The sequence below is a fragment of the Paenibacillus sp. ALJ109b genome, assembly GCF_010747435.1.
Lineage (GTDB): Bacteria > Bacillota > Bacilli > Paenibacillales > Paenibacillaceae > Paenibacillus > Paenibacillus taichungensis.
Genome location: NZ_JAAIFP010000027.1, coordinates 121,922 through 140,929, shown reverse-complemented (window position 1 = coordinate 140,929; position 19,008 = coordinate 121,922). Strand labels below are relative to the sequence as shown.

The window sequence follows — 19,008 nt, the reverse complement described above, 5'->3', positions numbered from 1 at the left end:
GTTTTTGTTAATACTGCTGCCACGTAATAATATCGAATCAAAATGTCCTGGTCGTCTTCATTGGGCCATGAGTAAAAAAAGAATTGGTGAAAAGTAAAAAAAGTGCACAAACCACTTTTATCATTTCTCCGCTTTAACCCAAAAGTAAAAAAATATGCGGGTTCTCGTCAATAACCTTTATATCCCGTTCTCCCTTTCTCGTTTAGACTATTTTCAAGAAAACGTATTCAAATATGACGCTTAAGGGGGAAAGGAAATGAACAAGAAAACCAAGACTTTAATGTTGTCTTTATGCCTGTCGACCTTATTGGTCGCCGCTTGTACGAATGGAAGCAGCACCCTGAAAAGTACATCCAATACCGATTCGGATGCCAACGAGGGCGGAATAACAACCATCCACACCGTAACGTCAGAATATACTTCTGCCAAATATCCAAAGGGCGATGATATCACAAACAATGTGTGGATTAAGCGATACAAAGAGCAGTTTAATATCGATGTCAAAACAGACTGGGTCAGCGACGAGTATGATACCAAATTGAATTTGGCTATAGCATCGAATGACCTCCCCGACGTGTTTAGGGTTAATCCATCACAATTAAGGCAGTTGGTCGAAGCAGATATGGTAATGGACCTTACCGACGTATTTGAACAACACGCTTCAGAACGTCTAAAAGGCTACATGGAAACGGATGCGGACAGTTATGAATCTGGTAAAAAGGACGGCAAGCTGTACGGGATACCGCAAATGCACTGGGGATTAATTGAACAACCCGATTTTATCTGGATTCGGAACGATTGGAAAGAAGAACTAGATCTTCAGGATCCGAAATCTGTTGATGACATCAAGAACATAGCACTGAAATTTATGGAAAAGCACGGCGGATATGGCATAGCAGTGGATCAATCGCTCGATTACCTCAACCTTCTCGCCATTGCATGGAATGCGCATCCAGATATGTGGATGGAGGATACCAGTGGGAAATTAGTGTATGGCTCAATCCAGCCTGAAATGAAGAATGCACTGGCTGAGTGGTCGGAATGGTACAAGCAAGGCATTATTGATCCGGAATTTGCAATCAAAGACTTTAATGCGATGAACGCGGATATCGTAGCCGGCAAAGTGGGCGTACAGCCTTATTACCAGTGGTGGGGTTATAATCCTGGTGTTGATACAGTAGCCAATCTGGGTAAAGATGCGATCTTTTATCCGTATATCATTCCCACCATTGATGGTAAGGAAGCGAAACAATCCATCTTCTTCGCCAACAACAATTATATTGTCATGAAAAAGGGATTCAAGAGCCCTCAAGAAGTGATTAAGATTTTGAATGACTATGCTTATATCGTTGATGAAGGCAATGGCAAAGAGTCCAAAGAAACACTATCCGCTTTGCTCGACAATGATATTGCCCATGTGGTCGGGGCGTTCCGTGTACTTAATCCGAATTCAGATTACGAGCAGTTCGAGGCTGTATCAGCAGCCCTTCAATCCGAGGATACCCGTGGACTCACAACTTCGGGAATGTGGCAGAAATATAACAACAGTGTTGAGTTTATGAAGAATGCAACACCGGGAGCAGTTGGTGATTATTTACAACAAGGTGCTCCAAAGAATGCGTATGGACTGGCTAAGAAAGTACTCGATAGCGAGAACTACACAAAGACGGCACTATGGGGTGTTTCACCGGAGGTGCTGTCGAGCTACGGTACAACGCTGGATGATATCCTGACGGAAGGCTTCACCAAGATCATTATGGGCAGCGAAAGTATTGATTATTTCGAAGCTGTTGTCCAGAATTGGCGAGCAGCCGGAGGCGATGAAGCAACCCAGGCAGTCAATGACGCCTATGGAAAATAATAATGCGGTTGCCAAGAACGGAGGAATAATGAATGCTGAGAAAATGGAAACAGCAGAGTCCCTACCATCTCATGTTGATCCCGAGCCTAGTCTTGGTCTTCATCTTTAGCTATATCCCTTTTTATGGGCTTATCATTGCATTTCAAAAATACAATCCGGGTCTCGGCTTTAACTCTCCATGGGTCGGATGGGACAATTTTTCGCATGTATTTAGTCAGCCGAACTTCGTAAGAACCATATGGAATACGCTGTATATGTCCGTCTTCAAGATTATCGGCGGCATTATCGTGCCCGTTATTTTCGCTTTACTGCTTAACGAGGTACTGCAAAGTGGAATCAAACGTACATTTCAAACACTAGTATACATTCCGAACTTCCTCTCTTGGGTCATTATGGCCGGCATCATGCTGGATATACTTAGTTCCGATGGCATCATTAACACATTTCTAGGTGTATTCGGGATTGCACCTATCTCTTTTCTGGGCACACCGTCCATATTCCCTTGGACGATGATCGTGAGTGATATTTGGAAAGGCTTCGGATTCGGCACGGTTGTATATCTAGCAGCCCTGACCAGTATTGACCCTGGTCTATATGAGGCTGCGGTAATTGATGGAGCCAAACGGTGGAAGCAGACTATCTATATCACTTTGCCCCTCCTCATGCCAACGATTGTCTTAATGACTGTGTTGGCACTTGGTAACGTCCTCAATGCCGGATTCGATCAAATCTATAACCTGTATTCCCCTGTCGTGTATCAGACTGGAGATATTATTGATACCTATGTGTACCGTCTGGGAATTCAACAGGCACAATATTCGATTGGTACAGCTGTCGGATTATTTAAATCCATTATTTCTAGTGTTCTCGTTGCCGTTTCGTACTTCCTGGCTTACAGGGTTGCCGGCTATCGTATCTTCTAAGGAGGAACTATCATTATGATCTATGATAAAAGTATGGGCAGGCGTTTGTTCCATATCCTAAATTACACGATATTGCTTCTAATCTCCCTACTCTGTATCCTTCCATTTATCAACCTGTTGGCTGTTTCATTCAGTAGCAGTTCCGCTGTATCTGCGGGAAGTGTTACGTTCTGGCCAGTTGAATTCACAACTAAGGCTTATGAATTCGCATTAACTGGAGGGTCATTTTTCTCCTCTCTCTGGGTGGCGATCCAACGAACCGTTCTCGGAACGTTTGTAAATCTGGTTCTGATCGTGCTCACGGCCTATCCACTATCCAAATCCAAACAAAAATTGATGGGCCGTAATATCTATATGGGATTTTTCATTGTGACTATGTTATTTAGCGGAGGATTAATTCCTACCTATCTGGTGGTCGTCAAAATGGGATTGATTGATTCAATTTGGTCTCTGATTCTGCCCGGAGCTCTGCCCGTGTTTAGTATGATAATTCTTATGAATTTCATTAGAGGTTTGCCAGAGGAGATTGAAGAATCAGCGATCATCGACGGAGCCGGGCCTGTGCAGGTATTGCTTCGTATTCTACTGCCGCTCCTCAAGCCCGCTCTCGCAACGGTCGGTTTGTTCAGTATCGTAGGTCATTGGAATTCATGGTTCGACGGCATTATCTATATGAACAATCCAGCCAATTATCCATTACAAAGCTACCTGCAGACCCTGCTGCAGAGCTTTGAGCAAATCATGCTGAAATCTGGATCAGACTATACTCAACTGTTATCGATGATGAATGCCAGAACTGGGCGCGCCGCTCAAATGTTCTTGGGTGCCATTCCGATTTTGCTCGTTTATCCGTTCTTGCAGAAATACTTTACCAAAGGTTTGGTACTCGGTAGCGTCAAGGGATAATTAAAAGAGCTTGCAGTTATCCTGCAAGCTCTTTTGATGTGTTCACCCTACGAAACATAGTTGGAATCGTTCTACTATGGTAAACATATGCATCAATTCATGTATGACTATCTTATTTCTATGATGGCAGGTAACAGAATGGTAAAAGTCGTGCCTTCTCCAATCTGACTAGCCACCTGTATTCCATAAGACTTGCCGAAATGAAGTTGAATACGTCGCTGCACATTATGCAGGCCGATTCCTGTTCCTTTGTCTGCTTCGAGCTTATCTTCCATAAAGTTCTGGATCGTATGTTGATCCATACCAATGCCATTATCGCAGACTTCGATCACAATATCACTGCCCTGCGGTTGAATTCGAATGGCAATGATTCCGTCCTCTTCAATTTCGGCCAGTCCATGAAAGATCGCATTCTCCACAATGGGCTGCAGAATCATTTTGGGCATACGATAATCAAGCAGTCTATCCTCAATCTCATATTTCATCTGAATACAATCGTAGTATCTGACATTCTGAATCGTCACGTAATTCGCTATATTATCGATTTCCTCACGAATCGTTACAAGGGTTCCATCGGATCTAGTTGCATAACGAAGCATCGAGATTAATGCATCAGTCATTTCCACGATTTTGTCAGCCTGCTGCATGGAGGCGATCCATTTCACTGAACCCAAAGTATTATACAGAAAATGAGGCTTGATCTGGTCATGAAGCGCACGCATCTCGGCCTTTGCTTTCTCTATCTCTTCCTGTTGCATCCGCTCAACCATACGTTTCAATTCATGTGACATCTTGTTAAATCGAACCGATAAATGCCCAATCTCATCGCGAGAACGAATATGTTCAACTTGTTCAAACTGCCCCTTCTCTACCAAAGAGATATTGCGCAGCAGCTTCTTGATGGGGGTGGTGATGACATGAGATAGAAAAATCGAAATAATGGCAGCAAAAAGAACCAGGACAATGGACAGTGTCACCAGATTATGCCCTAATATTTTGCCGTCGGCAGTCAGCTCATCCAAAGGCATGTATAAGTAAGTAGTCCATTTCTGCTGACTAAGTGGACTGGTCACCACAACATTTAATGATTCCGGAGGACGAACGTTGTCCCGAAACAATGTACCGATTAAGCGGTCATTCACGTTATATACAATCTTGTCATTCTCATCGACGATCATAAACCTGGAACGTAGCCCTTCCTGCAAGTTACGATTAACGATTTCGATGAACTTTATATCAATGCTGACGACAATCACGCCAAGCAGTTCCCCGCTAGCCACATCATGAATTTTACGAGCGTGTGACACTGCCAGAATTTTATTCTCCAATTGCTCATCGATTCGGGTTGTCAATGTGATGGTTCGATCATTTTCATGCATGAACTTTTTAAACCACAATTCGTTCGCCACTTTGAAGTCTGGATCAATAGGCTGGTTCGGACTGACGAACAGATCTTTTCCACCATTCAAGTTGTAGAGGTAGATGGAAAATACGCGATCCTTCATCATGATATAATTCATCAAAATATTGTACGCAGCAATCTCATGTTGTTCATCACCCTTTCGCAGAAAATCCTGGATCGGAAAGCTTCCTTCATGGGTTGCAGATAAATTGTCGCTAAGTCCATTACTAGCAAGCAGCGTGATTTTCTCAATCTCCTTTAGGAACTCGTCAATGCGAATATTCGTCTGTTTGGCCAGATCATTGAGCAGATTAGTATAATTCTGTGCCAGTAATCGCTCAGAGGAGTAATACGAACTGATCGTCATCACAAGTACTGGAAGAATGATGACTGTAATGCATATCACCATGATTTTGTACTTGATTGGTAAGAGCCGGGAATGCTTCATATGCTGCACCTCTATTCACGGATTACATGAATTCCTGCTGTCGTTCTCGATATTCCTCAGGAGTAAAACCTACCGATTTTTTGAAAATCTTACTGAAGTACGTGTAATTATGGTAGCCCACCTTGTCAGCGATTTCATATACTCTTAGTTCCCTGCTCAATAGGTAAGCCTTGGCATGTTCAATCCGAACACGTGTCAGGTAGGTGATAAAGTTCTCTCCTTTTTCCTGCTTAAACAATCGGCTGAGATACGAAGGATTGACACTGATCTGGCTAGCAATACTTTGCAACGAAATATCCTCGGCATAATACTTGTCCATCAACTCAATTGCGAGGTCTGTGTAGGAACGTTCCTGCATGATCTGGGAATCGGTTTTAAAGTAATACGCAATATGAGCCAGCATATCTTGGTGAATATCCTCCCAATACTCCCCCCTCAAAACGATTTCGTAAGGCGATCTTTCAGTACATGAAGGCTTGCCTCTTTCAGTAGCTCGTGAGAGATGGGAGTGTATGGTTTCCATCACCCTGATATATTGCTTGCGAATACTGCTCTCATCTGCACGTTGCACCTCCAGATCAGAGCGAATTTCTTCAAGGAATTCCTCCGCCTTTGTGTCATCTTTACTCACCCATAATTTGAGGAAATCTCGTTCCTGCTCCGGACTGAGCACTCCATTCACTTCTCTCCGAGATGGAGCTTGAATCACGTCCGCGTAATACAGTATCTGGCTACTGCCTTTAAAGAAACTTTGTTTTAGAGCAAATTCCGCTTCTCGACATGCCTTTCTTAAGCCATGGAAATCGGAAGCGATTGTGCTTACACCCGCTGAGAGTGACAGATTCATAAAATCCTTGATTGAAGACAGAAGCTTATTACATAGTTTGTTTAGATCAGCTTGCACAGACTCACTCCCAGGAAGAACATTGACAATAACCCAATATTCAGAGGAGCTTTCCACGAAAATCTCTTTCTCCCATTTGGATGGAATGATCTCTTCCATAATATTCAGAATAGAGAATCGAAGTAATTTTTCCCCCTTCTCGACATATTTCCTCTTCGCTTCCTCGTAATAGTTCACAATAAACTGGATGACGACCAACTTGTCTGATCGTATACGGAAATGCATTTCTTCAGCTTTGGAAACCATATCCTTTTCATTTATGAATCCGCTTACAACATCTTGGAAGAAGCTATCTTTTAGATGTCTCAGGCTCTTGAAATAGTCATGTGTCATAAATGGTACGTTGGTCTTAGTGTCACGTTCACTTTTTAGTTTCTCTTCAATGGTGGTAAGAAGATCAACTAGAGAGGTTTCTGTAATCTCACTTTTAATCAAGTAGTCTACAGCCCCAAGCTTCAGTGCCTCTTTTACATAATGGAATTCGTCAAAATTGCTCAGGATGACATATTTACAGGTTTTCAATAAACAAGATGCCTCTTGTATGAGCTCTAACCCATCCATGATCGGCATCTTGATATCGGTAATAATTAGATCAGGGGTCACTTCTAACGCGAGTTCCAACGCTTCCTTCCCGTTCCCCGCTTCTCCCGCAACATAGAAATTGTAATCTTCCCAGTTTAGCATGGAACGAATTCCAACCCGCATGAGCAGTTCATCCTCTACGATCATCAGTTTATACATGAGCATCCTCCAACATGAACCATTTTCACTATTTTACCATTAAACCAATTATTGCAAAGATGTCTAGCCGCCCTATTAATTGTGATTTTTAGGCATGGAATTTGAATGAGTTCGCAAAGGATTCATACACGAAAACGATGAATGGACAGACCATTTGGTTTATTACAAAAATTCCAGTTACGAGCGTATCACTGTTCAGAAAAGATAATGCCTTAGCATGATCAACGAAACGCAAACCCAAACACTAAAAATACTGATTCCGTATGTTGGAATCAGTATTTTTGGTCATCACTAATCGTGCTTTAATCCGTTCTCACAGGTAACTTGCCCCCAGCTTTCCGTTGGCCAACTAGAACTTTAATCCCTGCTGTCGTATTGGGCTCCTGCTTTCCATACACGGCAAGCCCTGAGCGCACATTCTGCAAATAAATCATCTCGTACGGGTTGCCAAGCGACAATAGGGAGTAATGCTGATTACGCCTATTCATCGTATCAATCAAGGTTTGATAATCGGACCAACCGAACTCACTGGCCACGTTACGGAACTGGTAAGATGCGAGAATGACGTAGTCGGCCTGTCCAATCACCTGAAGGACTTCATTCGTCTTCCCTTGTCCAATAAGAGAAATTTCTGTCTTTAAGGATAGGTTACTTGCAGCTTGTATCAATTGCTTCTCGAGCTGCTTTCCCTGTTCCTGTTCGGCTGCGAGAATAACAACCCGGTCGCCTTGCTGAATTTGATCCGGAAGTATACCCTCGCGGCTGGCCAATACGGTGACCGCTCGCTCGGCAATTTCCTGCTCCACCGCCCGATGCTGCTTCGATCCAATGACAGCGTTAAGCTCGGTTAGTTTTTGCACTAGAGTCTGGCTGTGTTCAAACAATCCATATTTGGCTTTCAGCTCCAAAATCCGCTTCACTGAAGCATGAATGGTTTCATCTGGGATCTTCCCGCTCTTCACTGCGTTCACCAACGTTTGATGGGCAGCTGCCGGATCTTTTGGCATAAGGATGATATCAACACCTGCGGAGACAGCACGTTCCACGGCTTTATTCTCCCCAAAATGCTCCGCAATCGCATTCATGGTAAAAGCGTCAGAAATGATCAGACCTTCGTATCCCAGTTCCCCCCGAAGCAGTCCGGTCAGCACCTTTTTGGATAAGGTGGCAGGTATGGGCACACTCTTTCCATCTTTGAGTGAAGTGACATGCTCGTTATCAATGGCAGGGAAAGCAATGTGTGCAGTCATGATCATCTCGACCCCGTTCTCAATCGCATCCCGAAATGGTTTTAATTCTACCGCATCAAGTCGTGCGCGGTTATGTGTTAGCACAGGCATACCGAGATGGGAGTCTACGGTCGTATCCCCATGCCCTGGGAAATGCTTGACTGCCGCGATCACACCAGATTGCTGTAGACCCTTTATCGTTGCGAGACCAAGCCGCGTCACCAAATCCGCGTCTGAACCAAACGATCGTATGCCAATGATTGGGTTGTCTGGATTGCTGTTAATGTCGAGCACTGGCGCAAAGTTGATCTGTATCCCCAGTGCCTTCAACTCCTCTCCTGTCAGCTGACCAGCCGCTTCAGCTAGTGCTGTATCTCCCGTTGCGCCAAGCGCCATCTGCCCCGGCAGATTCGTCCCGCCCGGTATCCGCTTAACGACGCCTCCTTCTTGGTCGATGCTAAGAAATAAAGGAATGTCGCCGGCTTCCCTTTGCATGTCATGTGTGAACGTTGTAAGCTGCCTGATATCTACAATATTTTTGTCGAAAAGAATAAGCCCGCCCAAATCTTGATCATGAATGCTGTGTTTCAGTCCTTCATTAACGGTCGTAGTCACTTTACCGTTCCATTGCCTAATGTCAGGCATAAGCATCTGGCCGACTTGCTCGCTTACGGTCATATAGGATATCAGCTTGTCCCAATCTTGTGTACGAATGGCTGCTTCACGTTCGAATCGAATCACTCGTGACATAAATACAGCATATTCCGCTCGCGTGACCGTTTGATTCGGACGATAAGTACCATCCGAATATCCGCCGACCAAGCCGTTGGAGCTCAAGATCAGAATAGGCGCTTCAGCCCAATGTTGTTTCGTATCTGTCCAATTGGCTGTTTGCTTGCCTTCCAAGAGTGAATACGCACGCGTAAGAAATGCTGCAGTTTCGGCACGGCTAAGCGGTGCATCCGGACGGAAAGAGCCGCCAGGAAATCCGCTGGCAAGTCCGTTTTTTGATGCTAACGCGATTTCCCGATAAAAGGGGTGAGTTGTCGGAACATCCGAATAAGTCGTTGTACCTTCCACCGGTTTCTCCAGCTCTTGAGGATAAAGCTCTCGCACCATAAACGTGACGGCTTGTGCCCTTGTTACTAACCCTTGGGGCTTAAATATTCCATTTCCATATCCTGCGACTGTTCCTCGTTCGGCCATATACTCGATACCGTCTTCTGCCCACTTCGAATGCTGCAGATCGGTAAAACGTTCTTCCGCATCTGCACTTCCTGCCCATATGAGCATAGAACCGAGAACGGCACCGAATATCGCTATCATTTTTAGTTGCATCTTTTTCACCCCTGTTGCTATCTTTGTAAGAAGAATAGACGCTATTGATATATGTTTTGTTGCGTTTGGTTGCTGTTCTTATCGCACTGGTACATGATAGACCCCTATGAACACTTGACTGTTATCGAAGCATCTAAGATAATTACAGTTTGACTAAAAAATTCCTTACTAGAGGATCATTCATTTGGAAGGGGGTGCTCGTTATTAACTGGTTAAATGATCTCTATAAGATAAATAAACGGGAATCAAAAAAGGAAATCGAACGATCTTTGGTTAACGCCATCTTCCGAATCTATGATCGGTTCCCTCGAATTGGTCTTAGAGAGCGAATCGGGCAGCAAGAAATGTCTCTCGATATAGCCGATGCTTATATCCACGGGCATAACGCCATGATTGAAGCTGGTGTCGGAATCGGCAAGTCTTTTGGCTACCTGATACCGAGCCTGCTCATGAATCAAATGTCGCAGAAACCGGTCATTATAGCTACATCCTCCATTCAGCTTTCGGAACAGATACATAAAGATTTAAGGGTCATTGGTAGCCGGTTGGGCTTCACAACGGTTCGCACTGTCGTTGGGAAAGGTATGGGCCAGTATGCCTGCCGAAGTAGGGCCGCGGAATGGATCAGGCCTGATGATCCGAACACCTCACTGTCTACCCTTGCCCAGCGCATTTTAGATTTTGAAATTGATGAAAGAGCGGATATTAAAGCTGGAATTAGTGATGCCGAATGGTCCAACTTTTCCGTAAATGATTGTAAATTTGAACGTTGCCATCATAAAAATGCATGCTTGTTTTACGATATGAGAGCTAAATTAAATGCAAAGGCTCATGAGATTGATTTTATTATTGTGAACCAGGACCTGCTCATACGGGATTTGATGAAGAAAAAAGAAGGCACCAAGAGTATCATCTCGGAACAGCCTGCCCTGATCGTCATTGATGAAGCGCATAATCTGGAAGCAAAAGTTCGAGATGCCAGAACGCTCGAGTTCACTTATCGGGGAATCAGCCGCATTCTGGATACCACTGTGCAGCTTCTCACGAAGCAGTCCGGGGATAAAAGTCTCTTCTCACAATCCAAGTTTATAAAAAAATGTGTTGAACGAATCTTCCTACAAATAAACGCGGATCTGCACCACCATGCCAAGCAGGATAGCGACCGTATAAAAGTGTCGGAGATCAAAGGAATACCGTTATATCAAGTCTCGAACGATTTGAAAGATCTCAGTCTTCGCCTTTCCATTTTGACCTCCCGTCACGAGCGGGAGATTGATGACGCTTTTGAAGCTATAAACGAGCTTATTAACCTCATCCATGTTTTGGCTGAAATAGAGGATAACTATCTCATATGGGCAAGCAGTCCCTTGGGAGTAGCCACGATCAGCATCTGTCCCAAAGATATAAGCCAATTTCTGAAGTATGCTTTGTTTAATGGCAAGGCGCATGTTATTCTAACGTCGGCTACGCTGTGCCAAGGTGGGGAGACACTGGAGGAACAATACTCTTATTTGACGCAGTCCCTCGGTTATAAGGGTGATTTTATGGATCGAAAATCCTCCCCTTTTGATTACACCAACCATACCATGATGTACATCTCGAACGAAGTCCCATATTACCACCATGACCAGCGCGAAGACTATCTTGAAGCAGCCTACAACGAATTGGTTCAACTCTGTAATTTAACACAAGGAAGAACGATCGTCCTTTTTTCAGCAAAAGAGGACATGAGGTACATTCATAAGAAGTTGATTTCGAGGACGAATGAATATCCATGGGCAGTTCATGTTCAGAAAGAGGGATCTTCCCAGGACAGTGTCATCGCCGAATTCAGGAAAAGCAAAGGTGTGCTCCTGGGTACCGGTGTATTCTGGGAAGGCGTGAATATCGAGGGTTCTGACCTGTCACAGGTCATTATTTTCCGGCTGCCCTTCCCTGTTCCTTCAGACCCTATTTATGAATATAAGGCATCTGTAACGAAGAATTCGTTCATGGAGGTGTTTGTACCGGATATGCTTCTCCGGTTACGGCAAGGAACTGGACGCTTGATTCGCAGTGAAACGGATCTTGGCATACTCAGCATACTGGACTCCCGTCTCAGCGCAGCGGCAAAAAAGAGTTACCGGGAACAGGTGCTGGACACGCTACCATTCAAAGAAGTGACTGAGGATTTTTCGATTTTGGAGAAATTTGTTCAACAAAAAGGGATACGACGTACAGATTGAAAGTGGAACAGCCCAACCATAAAACTGTGCAAATCACATGAAATCGGCCCTTCCGCCCATAAAGCGGAGGGGCCTATTCAATGCTTGAAGTAAGATGTATGCTACAATATATTCCAGATCTAAGAATCCCAAAGGAGGCATTTACATGGTTGAAAGACCGACTACAGAGGAGTATGCAGCTTTTTATGAAGGGTACATCCAGCTTGTTCCTGAAGGGAACATCATCGAACAGTTAGAACAGCAGGCCAACATCGTACAAACTTCGCTTTCTTCATTGACAGAGGAGCAAGCAAACTATCGTTACGCCGAAGGCAAATGGAGCGTGAAAGAGGTCATCGGCCACCTTTTGGATAACGAACGCATCATGAGCAGTCGATTGCTTCGCATCGCCAGAGGTGACAAAGCGAATCATCCTGGCTACGATCAGGACGTGCTTATGCAGAGCCAACCCTTTAACGCGTATACCGTAGCCGATTTGAACGAAGAATATGCCGTCACACGCCGTTCAACCATTCTTATGCTCCGCCACCTCACGCCGGAAGCTTGGCTCTGTAAAGGGATCGTCAGTGATAATCCTGCTTCAGCTCGATCGATCGCCTACATTTTGGTTGGACATGAGCTTCACCATTTATCAGTACTTCGCGATCGTTATTCGCTGGATGTGAAATTATAATCACAACTAAATTATATTTCTGGCTTCTTCTACAATTTGATTGATGATATCGCCTGCCGATTGGTTATCTGTTAACATTCTCGTTCCCTGACCTGCCCAAAGGGCCATATACTCCGGATTATTTTGCTTAGCAGAAGCATTTCTAATCTCGCGAGTTAATGTATTTTGGGTAGGAAAGGTTAGCGGCTTAATACTGGATGCTTCCCAATGTTGTATAAAGTCGTTCTTGATGCCACGCGCTGGTCGGCCAGAAAAAGCATTCGTAATTACGGTGCTTTCCTCTGTGCTATGAAGTAATGCACGTTTGTATACCTCATGTGCGCCAGACTCAACTGATGTTAAGAAACGAGTCCCCATTTGTACACCTTGAGCTCCCAAAGCGAGTGAAGCCACCAGTCCTCTGCCATCCATAATTCCTCCGGCAGCAATGACTGGAATATGGACGTGATCTACAATTTGTGGGACAAGTGCCATAGTTCCGATATTTGCTCCACTGAGCTGAGATGATACATCAAAAGTTCCTCGATGCCCTCCTGCTTCACTACCTTGTGCAACAATGACATCACTTCCGCGCTTCTCCGCTTGAATAGCTTCCTCTACCGTGGTGACCTTACTCATAATTTTGATGCCTAACGATTTTGCCTTCTGCATATGAGACTCGGAAAGCAAGCCAAACGTTGTACTAATAATCGGAACTTTTTCGTCCAGCAAGATGGCAAACTGTTCTTCAAAATGATTGGGTGTACGTATTTCATCTTGAGCACGCTGCTTCACACCCAAGGATTCTCGAATCGGTGTCAACTCTCCGTTTACCGCCTCAAAATTCGTATAATGATCCGGTCCAATATGAGCAAAAATATTTACGGCAAACGGTGCTTGCGTCAGTTTTTTTATCTCGTGTATAGCGTTTCTTAGTTCCTCAGGACTCATATACGCAGCGCCTAACGTCCCTAACCCACCTGCATTAGAAACCGCAGCGACTAGGGGTGCCATGTTTGCAATACCGGCCATCCCTGCAAGAACGATTGGATAACGAATATGGAAGCTTTCACAGAACTTACTGTTTAATTGAATAGACATCGAGGTTCCCTCCTCATCAATTCGGATTCCATTCTTTATAGTTTACATCGAGTTTATCCATCTTGTATAATCCGTAAATCAGATGTTACATATCATGATTTCAGATAGATTGTTTTCTAAAGGAGGGTCAACTTGGATATTCACTTGCTGGAGATTTTCATCCAAACCGCTCATGAAGGAAGTATTTCCAAAACAGCTAAAAGCCTAAATTATGCTCAATCCAATGTTACACACAAAATTCAACAGTTAGAGGCCGATCTTCAGACCGTCTTATTTTACCGTCACAAAAAGGGAGTTACGCTTACTCCTTCTGGACAAGTTTTAGTAGGTTACGCCGAAAAGATTCTAAATACCATTAACGAAGCTAAAGCCGCCGTAGGAAGCAGCTCCACTCCTTCAGGTCCTCTCATTATCGGTTCTATGGAAACAACTGCAGCAGTCCGGCTGCCTTCCGTTTTCGCGCAATATCATTTGAAATATCCAAATGTAGATTTCTCATTAGTTACAGGGCCAACAGAAAAGCTGCTTCATGGAGTCCTGCATTATGAACTGCATGGAGCTTTTGTTTCCGGTCCGATAGAACACCCAGATCTCACGCAGGACAAAGTCATTGAAGAGAGGCTTGTTCTTGTTACTTCACCCAACCATCCCCGGATACAATCGATTCATGATTTACAAAATCATACGATGCTCGTTTTTCCCAAAGGATGTTCATACCGAGCCAAGCTTAACACTCTCTTACAAGAAGAAGGATTATTGCCTGTGAAATTAATGGAATTTGGAACCCTGGAAACGATAATTGCTTGTGTTAGTGCAGGTATGGGTATTACTTTACTTCCTTATTCCATCATTGCGGATTATGAAGTACGTGACAAGGTAACCTGCCACTCCTTACCGGAAAAGTATTCTTCAGTAACGACCATGTTTGTTAAACGAAAAGACACCCTCATTACACCGGCGCTATCTGCTTTTTTAGATGAAACTAAGAAAGAAATTCTCCAAAGCTAGCTGCACCGATAAAGCAAAAAAAGCCGCTAAACCAGCGACTTTCAATGGGGCTATGCTCTGCTTTCTCCACATGCGCTTTTGCCCACTTCAATACTCTCTCTTGATTACAAAAAATGAGCCCCGAATGGTTCCAGCTAACTTAGATTTCTGTCTGGCAAACTTAAACTTGCCTTCCAACTCCGCTGGAACTTCCATCCCCTCAGAAAGCTTAAAACCCACGGCCCGCTTCTTAGGGTCATCCACCGTATACATGACATTGAGTCCAAGACCATCTTCATAAAAGACGTAGGAAAATCGAATGTTTTCTACTTGAAAAGCCGACGTTTCTAAAGGCTTGGCTGCAAACTCAATATCACGTTCTTCCTTCAAAATTCGTGTTACATAGTCAAGGGTGTCCTGACTTTCGCCAGCAGGAACAACCGTAAATTCATGCTTATATTTGTTCATAAAGTAACGGGCTTCATTCGCACGCAAACCTGCAAGTGCTGCTGCTACTGGTGAAGACTCTAATCCGACCGTAGACACATTTTTAAAATCAACGATATACGACATTTTGATCTCTCCTTCAAGTTTATTTCTTAACAACAGGAATCCATATTTCACCAAATAACAAGCCGTTACGTTGTCCCATCTCAACCGTAGTATTTGGCCCACCGACATAAGCATAATCCGTTTCCGTTGGAAGGACTTGACCAAAAGCAACCCCAGTAAGGTTATTACTTAACTCATCAGATGTTGCTCCTTCCCCCTTAACGATCAGGTATTCACCTTTAGGAAATTGGATCACTCTGGTTGCTTCTGGCAGTGTTTCTTCTGTCATGACGCCAGCATAATGCATCATCTTGTTATTCACCGCTTCGTTCACGGCAAAAATATAGTCATTTGTCGCTATTGCTTTTAAAGAGTCCAGACTTCCATCTTCTTTCACACCCGACCAAAAATCAGCCTTTTCTTTGTTAATACCAGCATAGTCTGTGTAGTTGCTCTTAAGCTCAGTTCCAATACCCAAAACGATAAAGCTGTCTTTTTCTTCAAAATTATAATTACTCATTCGTAACACCATCCTCTTTTAAATTTATCAATGCATTTGTCTTTTCGCTTGATGGGTTTATAATAACCTTAAATCATGTCAAATTATGATACTGTTTAGGAGGCCCCGATGAAAAAAGTTGAACGGATTAATATCATCATGAGATATATTAACAACCGTGCTCACTTTACCATTTCTGAAATCATGCGGGAATTTAACATCTCTCGTTCGACTGCTATTCGAGATATCCGAGAAATTGAAGCTATGGGTATGCCACTTGTCGCTGAAGTTGGAAGGGATGGGGGTTATTTTGTCATGAACAACTCTGTCTTGCCCACGGTCCGCTTTACGGATAATGAAATTAAAGCTCTTTTTCTCGCCTTTATGGCAACCCGAAATCAACAACTCCCTTATCTAAAGAGCCGTCAGTCTTTAACCGAAAAGTTACTGGGCCTCATCTCCGAAAATCAGCAAGATGACCTTGTTCTTTTAAATCAAATATTGCTTTTTGAAGGGACCAATCCCCATAATCCCGACTTGCTTGATCTGTCAGACCTGCCCCACCCTATGTTGGAAAAACTCATCCAGCTTCTTCTAATAGAAAGCTCTTTGTTGGTTACCGTCCAAGAAGAAAGGGAAATAAAGTCGTATCCCATTTATCTCCTGCACCTTTATCGCGAAAAAAGCCTATGGATCATTGAAGGCTTCGACTTAGAGGAGGAAAAGAGAAGGATTTTATCTGTCGACAATCTCACCCATATTGAACCCTTTCCTACGAAGAAAAAGGTAAGTAAGAAAAAGATTTTAGAAAGATTAAGTAAGCAGGAAGAAATGATCAACCTTGTCCTTGAACTTGGTCCAAAGGCGATTGCACAGTTTAAGAAATATCATCCTTTAAAGCTTTCACTTTCTTATACGAACCCTTACCAAACTACAGCCGTGATAAAGACGTTTATCAACGTTCATCATGCAGAAGAATTAACGGAAATAACCAATTGGTTGCTTTTCTTAGGTGGAGATATCAAAGTTAAGGAGATGCCAGAAGAAATTTTAGCAGGTGTACAAGAGAGATTAAGCTTATATTGCCCTTAAGTAGCGGATAGTTAAAACCAGACTTTGAACTTAATCGTGCTTTTTATTATCTGCTGTTTCTACTGAGATCTACTATGGGACATTATCCCAATTGCCCTAAGCTTTAAGGAAACGTTTAGCGATAAAAAAAACGCATTGAGGAATTATCTCCTCAACACGTTTTCTGGCGATCTACAAATCGCTTATATCATCTGTTATTGTTAAGCTCTTCAAAGCACTTAATATTAGTCTCGAAATCAGGCACAGTTTGAGATTCTTCAGCTTGTTTAACTAATCTTACAACCATATCATTATAAGGTGTTGAGATTTGTTTGCCTGAAGCTGACCGTGGAACTACTCCATTGATATAATCAATTTCGGTCTGCCGTTGCTTTTCGAGATCCTGTAGCATGCTTGCTTTTAACAGTCTGGAGGACTCCATGAGAACCCGAAGTGTTTTAATTCGTTCCGGGATATCCTTATCACTTTGTATTTCCAAAGATTCAATATCAAAGCCACCCATCGTGGCAAATTTCACACCATTTGCGTGTCCAACTTTGATCGTTTCATCGGCAATACGAACGGCACTTATAATACTAATATCATGATCAAGCACGACGCCATACTCCACGTTTAGTGCTGCAGATAGACCGCTAAATGCATTGTTAATAAGCAATTTAGACCACTTCGTGCCCACCAGGTTATCGGAAATATGTGTTCCACCCACAAGGTCTAGTATAGATTTGATCTGTTGAATTCTTTCGGTTGTTTCACCATTTAATTCGCCGATTTGAAAAGCGTACTGCTTAAAGCGATTGAACTCTGTTGTAAGTCTTGATACTCCCGGTTCAATAAACGTAGCACCAAATTCAACAGATCCGGCAATGACCCGTTCTCGGCCAACAATGGAAGCCACCTTTTCTTCAGGGATACCGTTTTGCAAGGAAAGCACAACACTTTGGTCATCTAAAAACGGCAACAGGTCTTGTAGAACGGACTCGTTATATAGCTGTTTAGTTAAAAGCAAGACTAGATCATAAGTTCCTGACATGTCGTCAGGAGTAATGGCCTTCACCTTTGCCTGAAAATCCGTAGTGCCAGTAATTTGGGCCCCTGTCTGGTTTAATGCGTCAACATGTGCTTGATAGACATCGATCAACTCTACATCTTGTCCGCCGGCAGCAATATATGCACCAGCAATGGTTCCTAAGGAACCTGCTCCTAAAATTGCAATTCTCATATGGAATTCCCCTACCTTTTCTGTTTGAATGCTTTTAATGACGTTTATTTTTCATCAGCTAAATAATCATATATAACTGTTGGAGAAGGCAGCGAAAGCTCTGTTATGATATGGGAAGCCGAAACAACCTCAAGTACAGGCAAATCTGCCATCGGCGCAAGAGCATGAGCGAATAGCTCCAGTCTTGCAGGGCCTGACCAGGCACCTTGTATTTTAATATCCGTAATTTGGCTCCGTACCAATTCACAGATTCTTGGATATCCGTCATAACCAGGCATCTTTTTCAGCATATAATTTGGTTTAACAATCTCTTGTAGCGCCTCCGAATGATCAAGTGGAAAATGCTTATAGCCCATGGTCGCGGTAGCCACTCTCAAAGAGCCATAATCCATAAGTCCAACCAATGTGTCGGAATCTACATACAAACTGGGTTTACCCATTTTTTTAGGATAGGCACCTATTTCCCTGCCTGATGCGATTGCAGGAAAACTGTTTACGTACATTGCGTGGAGATAATCTCCTTCCTCCCCTTCAAAGCTCACAGGTATCACCTGACCACACTCTGTATAGGAACCAAGGCCTGTTACATCCGGCATTTTCATAATTTCAAACCTTACAAGCGGAGAGGTAACCTCCAATGGTTCCGGAACGATTTTTCTTAAGCGTTCCAGATCAGTTCTATATAAAATGTTCAGGTATTCGCGATTATAAAAACGATATGGCCCCAAAGGAAATGCCCCTGCATCCAGGGGAGTTGTAAATTGCTTAACCACTTCTTCCTTTCTCATCTGAACGACACCTTCCGATCTCTAATTTCTTCATTCTGTTGTCTGATTCCTCTATCGAAATGATGATTACAAAACCCATTTTACATCTCAATTTACATTTAATCTAATACATGATAATATATAAACTCATTTATTATAATA

15 protein-coding genes are annotated in these 19,008 nt (G+C 43.3%); 7 read left to right on the top strand and 8 right to left on the bottom strand.

What is annotated here, in order from left to right:
- The first annotated feature begins 256 nt into the window (after positions 1-256).
- Genes G3352_RS23910 through G3352_RS23900 form a run of 3 tightly spaced genes read left to right on the top strand, consistent with a single transcriptional unit; the run spans position 257 to position 3,690 of the window.
- Positions 257-1,861, top strand: a complete 1,605-nt coding sequence (locus G3352_RS23910) for a type 2 periplasmic-binding domain-containing protein (protein WP_163760672.1) — start codon at positions 257-259, stop codon at positions 1,859-1,861.
- Between the two features lie 32 nt (positions 1,862-1,893).
- On the top strand, positions 1,894-2,784 hold the full coding sequence (locus tag G3352_RS23905; protein WP_163760670.1) for an ABC transporter permease: 891 nt from the start codon (positions 1,894-1,896) through the stop codon (positions 2,782-2,784).
- 15 nt (positions 2,785-2,799) lie between these two features.
- Positions 2,800-3,690, top strand: a complete 891-nt coding sequence (locus G3352_RS23900; RefSeq protein WP_163760668.1) for a carbohydrate ABC transporter permease — start codon at positions 2,800-2,802, stop codon at positions 3,688-3,690.
- 107 nt (positions 3,691-3,797) lie between these two features.
- Here the strand turns inward: G3352_RS23900 and G3352_RS23895 are convergent, their stop codons facing one another.
- From G3352_RS23895 to G3352_RS23885, 3 genes are all read right to left on the bottom strand, one after another.
- The gene (locus G3352_RS23895) at positions 3,798-5,540 is read right to left on the bottom strand and encodes a cache domain-containing sensor histidine kinase (protein ID WP_163760666.1); all 1,743 of its coding nucleotides are present in this window, start codon (positions 5,538-5,540) and stop codon (positions 3,798-3,800) included.
- 22 nt (positions 5,541-5,562) lie between these two features.
- Entirely contained in the window at positions 5,563-7,185 is a 1,623-nt protein-coding gene (locus tag G3352_RS23890; RefSeq protein ID WP_163760664.1) for a helix-turn-helix domain-containing protein, read from the bottom strand.
- A 302-nt stretch (positions 7,186-7,487) separates the two neighbouring features.
- Positions 7,488-9,752, bottom strand: coding sequence for a glycoside hydrolase family 3 N-terminal domain-containing protein (locus G3352_RS23885; RefSeq protein ID WP_163760662.1), 2,265 nt, complete (start codon positions 9,750-9,752; stop codon positions 7,488-7,490).
- Between the two features lie 269 nt (positions 9,753-10,021).
- Between G3352_RS23885 and G3352_RS23880 the strand changes: the two genes are divergently transcribed.
- Entirely contained in the window at positions 10,022-11,977 is a 1,956-nt protein-coding gene (locus G3352_RS23880) for an ATP-dependent DNA helicase (protein WP_205525033.1), read from the top strand.
- A gap of 145 nt (positions 11,978-12,122) precedes the next feature.
- Entirely contained in the window at positions 12,123-12,650 is a 528-nt protein-coding gene (locus tag G3352_RS23875; protein ID WP_163760660.1) for a DinB family protein, read from the top strand.
- Positions 12,651-12,656: 6 nt separating this feature from the next.
- Here G3352_RS23875 and G3352_RS23870 read toward each other — a convergent pair whose 3' ends face one another.
- Entirely contained in the window at positions 12,657-13,730 is a 1,074-nt protein-coding gene (locus G3352_RS23870; RefSeq protein ID WP_163760659.1) for an NAD(P)H-dependent flavin oxidoreductase, read from the bottom strand.
- Between the two features lie 132 nt (positions 13,731-13,862).
- Between G3352_RS23870 and G3352_RS23865 the strand changes: the two genes are divergently transcribed.
- Positions 13,863-14,738 (top strand): LysR family transcriptional regulator, encoded by an 876-nt coding sequence (locus tag G3352_RS23865; protein WP_163760657.1) that lies wholly within the window; start codon positions 13,863-13,865, stop codon positions 14,736-14,738.
- 87 nt (positions 14,739-14,825) lie between these two features.
- Here G3352_RS23865 and G3352_RS23860 read toward each other — a convergent pair whose 3' ends face one another.
- Positions 14,826-15,290 carry a phage tail protein gene (locus G3352_RS23860; RefSeq protein ID WP_163760655.1) on the bottom strand — a complete coding sequence of 155 codons (465 nt, stop codon included), beginning with the start codon at positions 15,288-15,290 and terminating at the stop codon, positions 14,826-14,828.
- Positions 15,291-15,309: 19 nt separating this feature from the next.
- On the bottom strand, positions 15,310-15,789 hold the full coding sequence (locus G3352_RS23855) for a GyrI-like domain-containing protein (RefSeq protein WP_163760653.1): 480 nt from the start codon (positions 15,787-15,789) through the stop codon (positions 15,310-15,312).
- A gap of 108 nt (positions 15,790-15,897) precedes the next feature.
- Here G3352_RS23855 and G3352_RS23850 point away from each other — a divergent pair, with 108 nt between their 5' ends.
- Complete coding sequence (locus G3352_RS23850) at positions 15,898-16,860, top strand: helix-turn-helix transcriptional regulator (RefSeq protein WP_163760651.1); 963 nt, start codon at positions 15,898-15,900, stop codon at positions 16,858-16,860.
- A gap of 187 nt (positions 16,861-17,047) precedes the next feature.
- Here G3352_RS23850 and G3352_RS23845 read toward each other — a convergent pair whose 3' ends face one another.
- Positions 17,048-18,079 (bottom strand): ketopantoate reductase family protein, encoded by a 1,032-nt coding sequence (locus G3352_RS23845; protein WP_163760649.1) that lies wholly within the window; start codon positions 18,077-18,079, stop codon positions 17,048-17,050.
- A gap of 44 nt (positions 18,080-18,123) precedes the next feature.
- Positions 18,124-18,867, bottom strand: a complete 744-nt coding sequence (locus G3352_RS23840; protein WP_163760647.1) for an acetoacetate decarboxylase — start codon at positions 18,865-18,867, stop codon at positions 18,124-18,126.
- Positions 18,868-19,008 lie beyond the last annotated feature (141 nt).

Coding starts and splice junctions, on each gene's coding strand:
- G3352_RS23845 (WP_163760649.1), bottom strand. CDS start 18,079: ATGAGAATTGCAATTTTAGGAGCAGGTTCCTTAGGAACCATTGCTGGT.
- G3352_RS23860 (WP_163760655.1), bottom strand. CDS start 15,290: ATGTCGTATATCGTTGATTTTAAAAATGTGTCTACGGTCGGATTAGAG.
- G3352_RS23895 (WP_163760666.1), bottom strand. CDS start 5,540: ATGAAGCATTCCCGGCTCTTACCAATCAAGTACAAAATCATGGTGATA.
- G3352_RS23855 (WP_163760653.1), bottom strand. CDS start 15,789: ATGAGTAATTATAATTTTGAAGAAAAAGACAGCTTTATCGTTTTGGGT.
- G3352_RS23905 (WP_163760670.1), top strand. CDS start 1,894: ATGCTGAGAAAATGGAAACAGCAGAGTCCCTACCATCTCATGTTGATC.
- G3352_RS23900 (WP_163760668.1), top strand. CDS start 2,800: ATGATCTATGATAAAAGTATGGGCAGGCGTTTGTTCCATATCCTAAAT.
- G3352_RS23875 (WP_163760660.1), top strand. CDS start 12,123: ATGGTTGAAAGACCGACTACAGAGGAGTATGCAGCTTTTTATGAAGGG.
- G3352_RS23870 (WP_163760659.1), bottom strand. CDS start 13,730: ATGTCTATTCAATTAAACAGTAAGTTCTGTGAAAGCTTCCATATTCGT.
- G3352_RS23850 (WP_163760651.1), top strand. CDS start 15,898: ATGAAAAAAGTTGAACGGATTAATATCATCATGAGATATATTAACAAC.
- G3352_RS23890 (WP_163760664.1), bottom strand. CDS start 7,185: ATGTATAAACTGATGATCGTAGAGGATGAACTGCTCATGCGGGTTGGA.
- G3352_RS23910 (WP_163760672.1), top strand. CDS start 257: ATGAACAAGAAAACCAAGACTTTAATGTTGTCTTTATGCCTGTCGACC.
- G3352_RS23885 (WP_163760662.1), bottom strand. CDS start 9,752: ATGCAACTAAAAATGATAGCGATATTCGGTGCCGTTCTCGGTTCTATG.
- G3352_RS23840 (WP_163760647.1), bottom strand. CDS start 18,867: ATGAGAAAGGAAGAAGTGGTTAAGCAATTTACAACTCCCCTGGATGCA.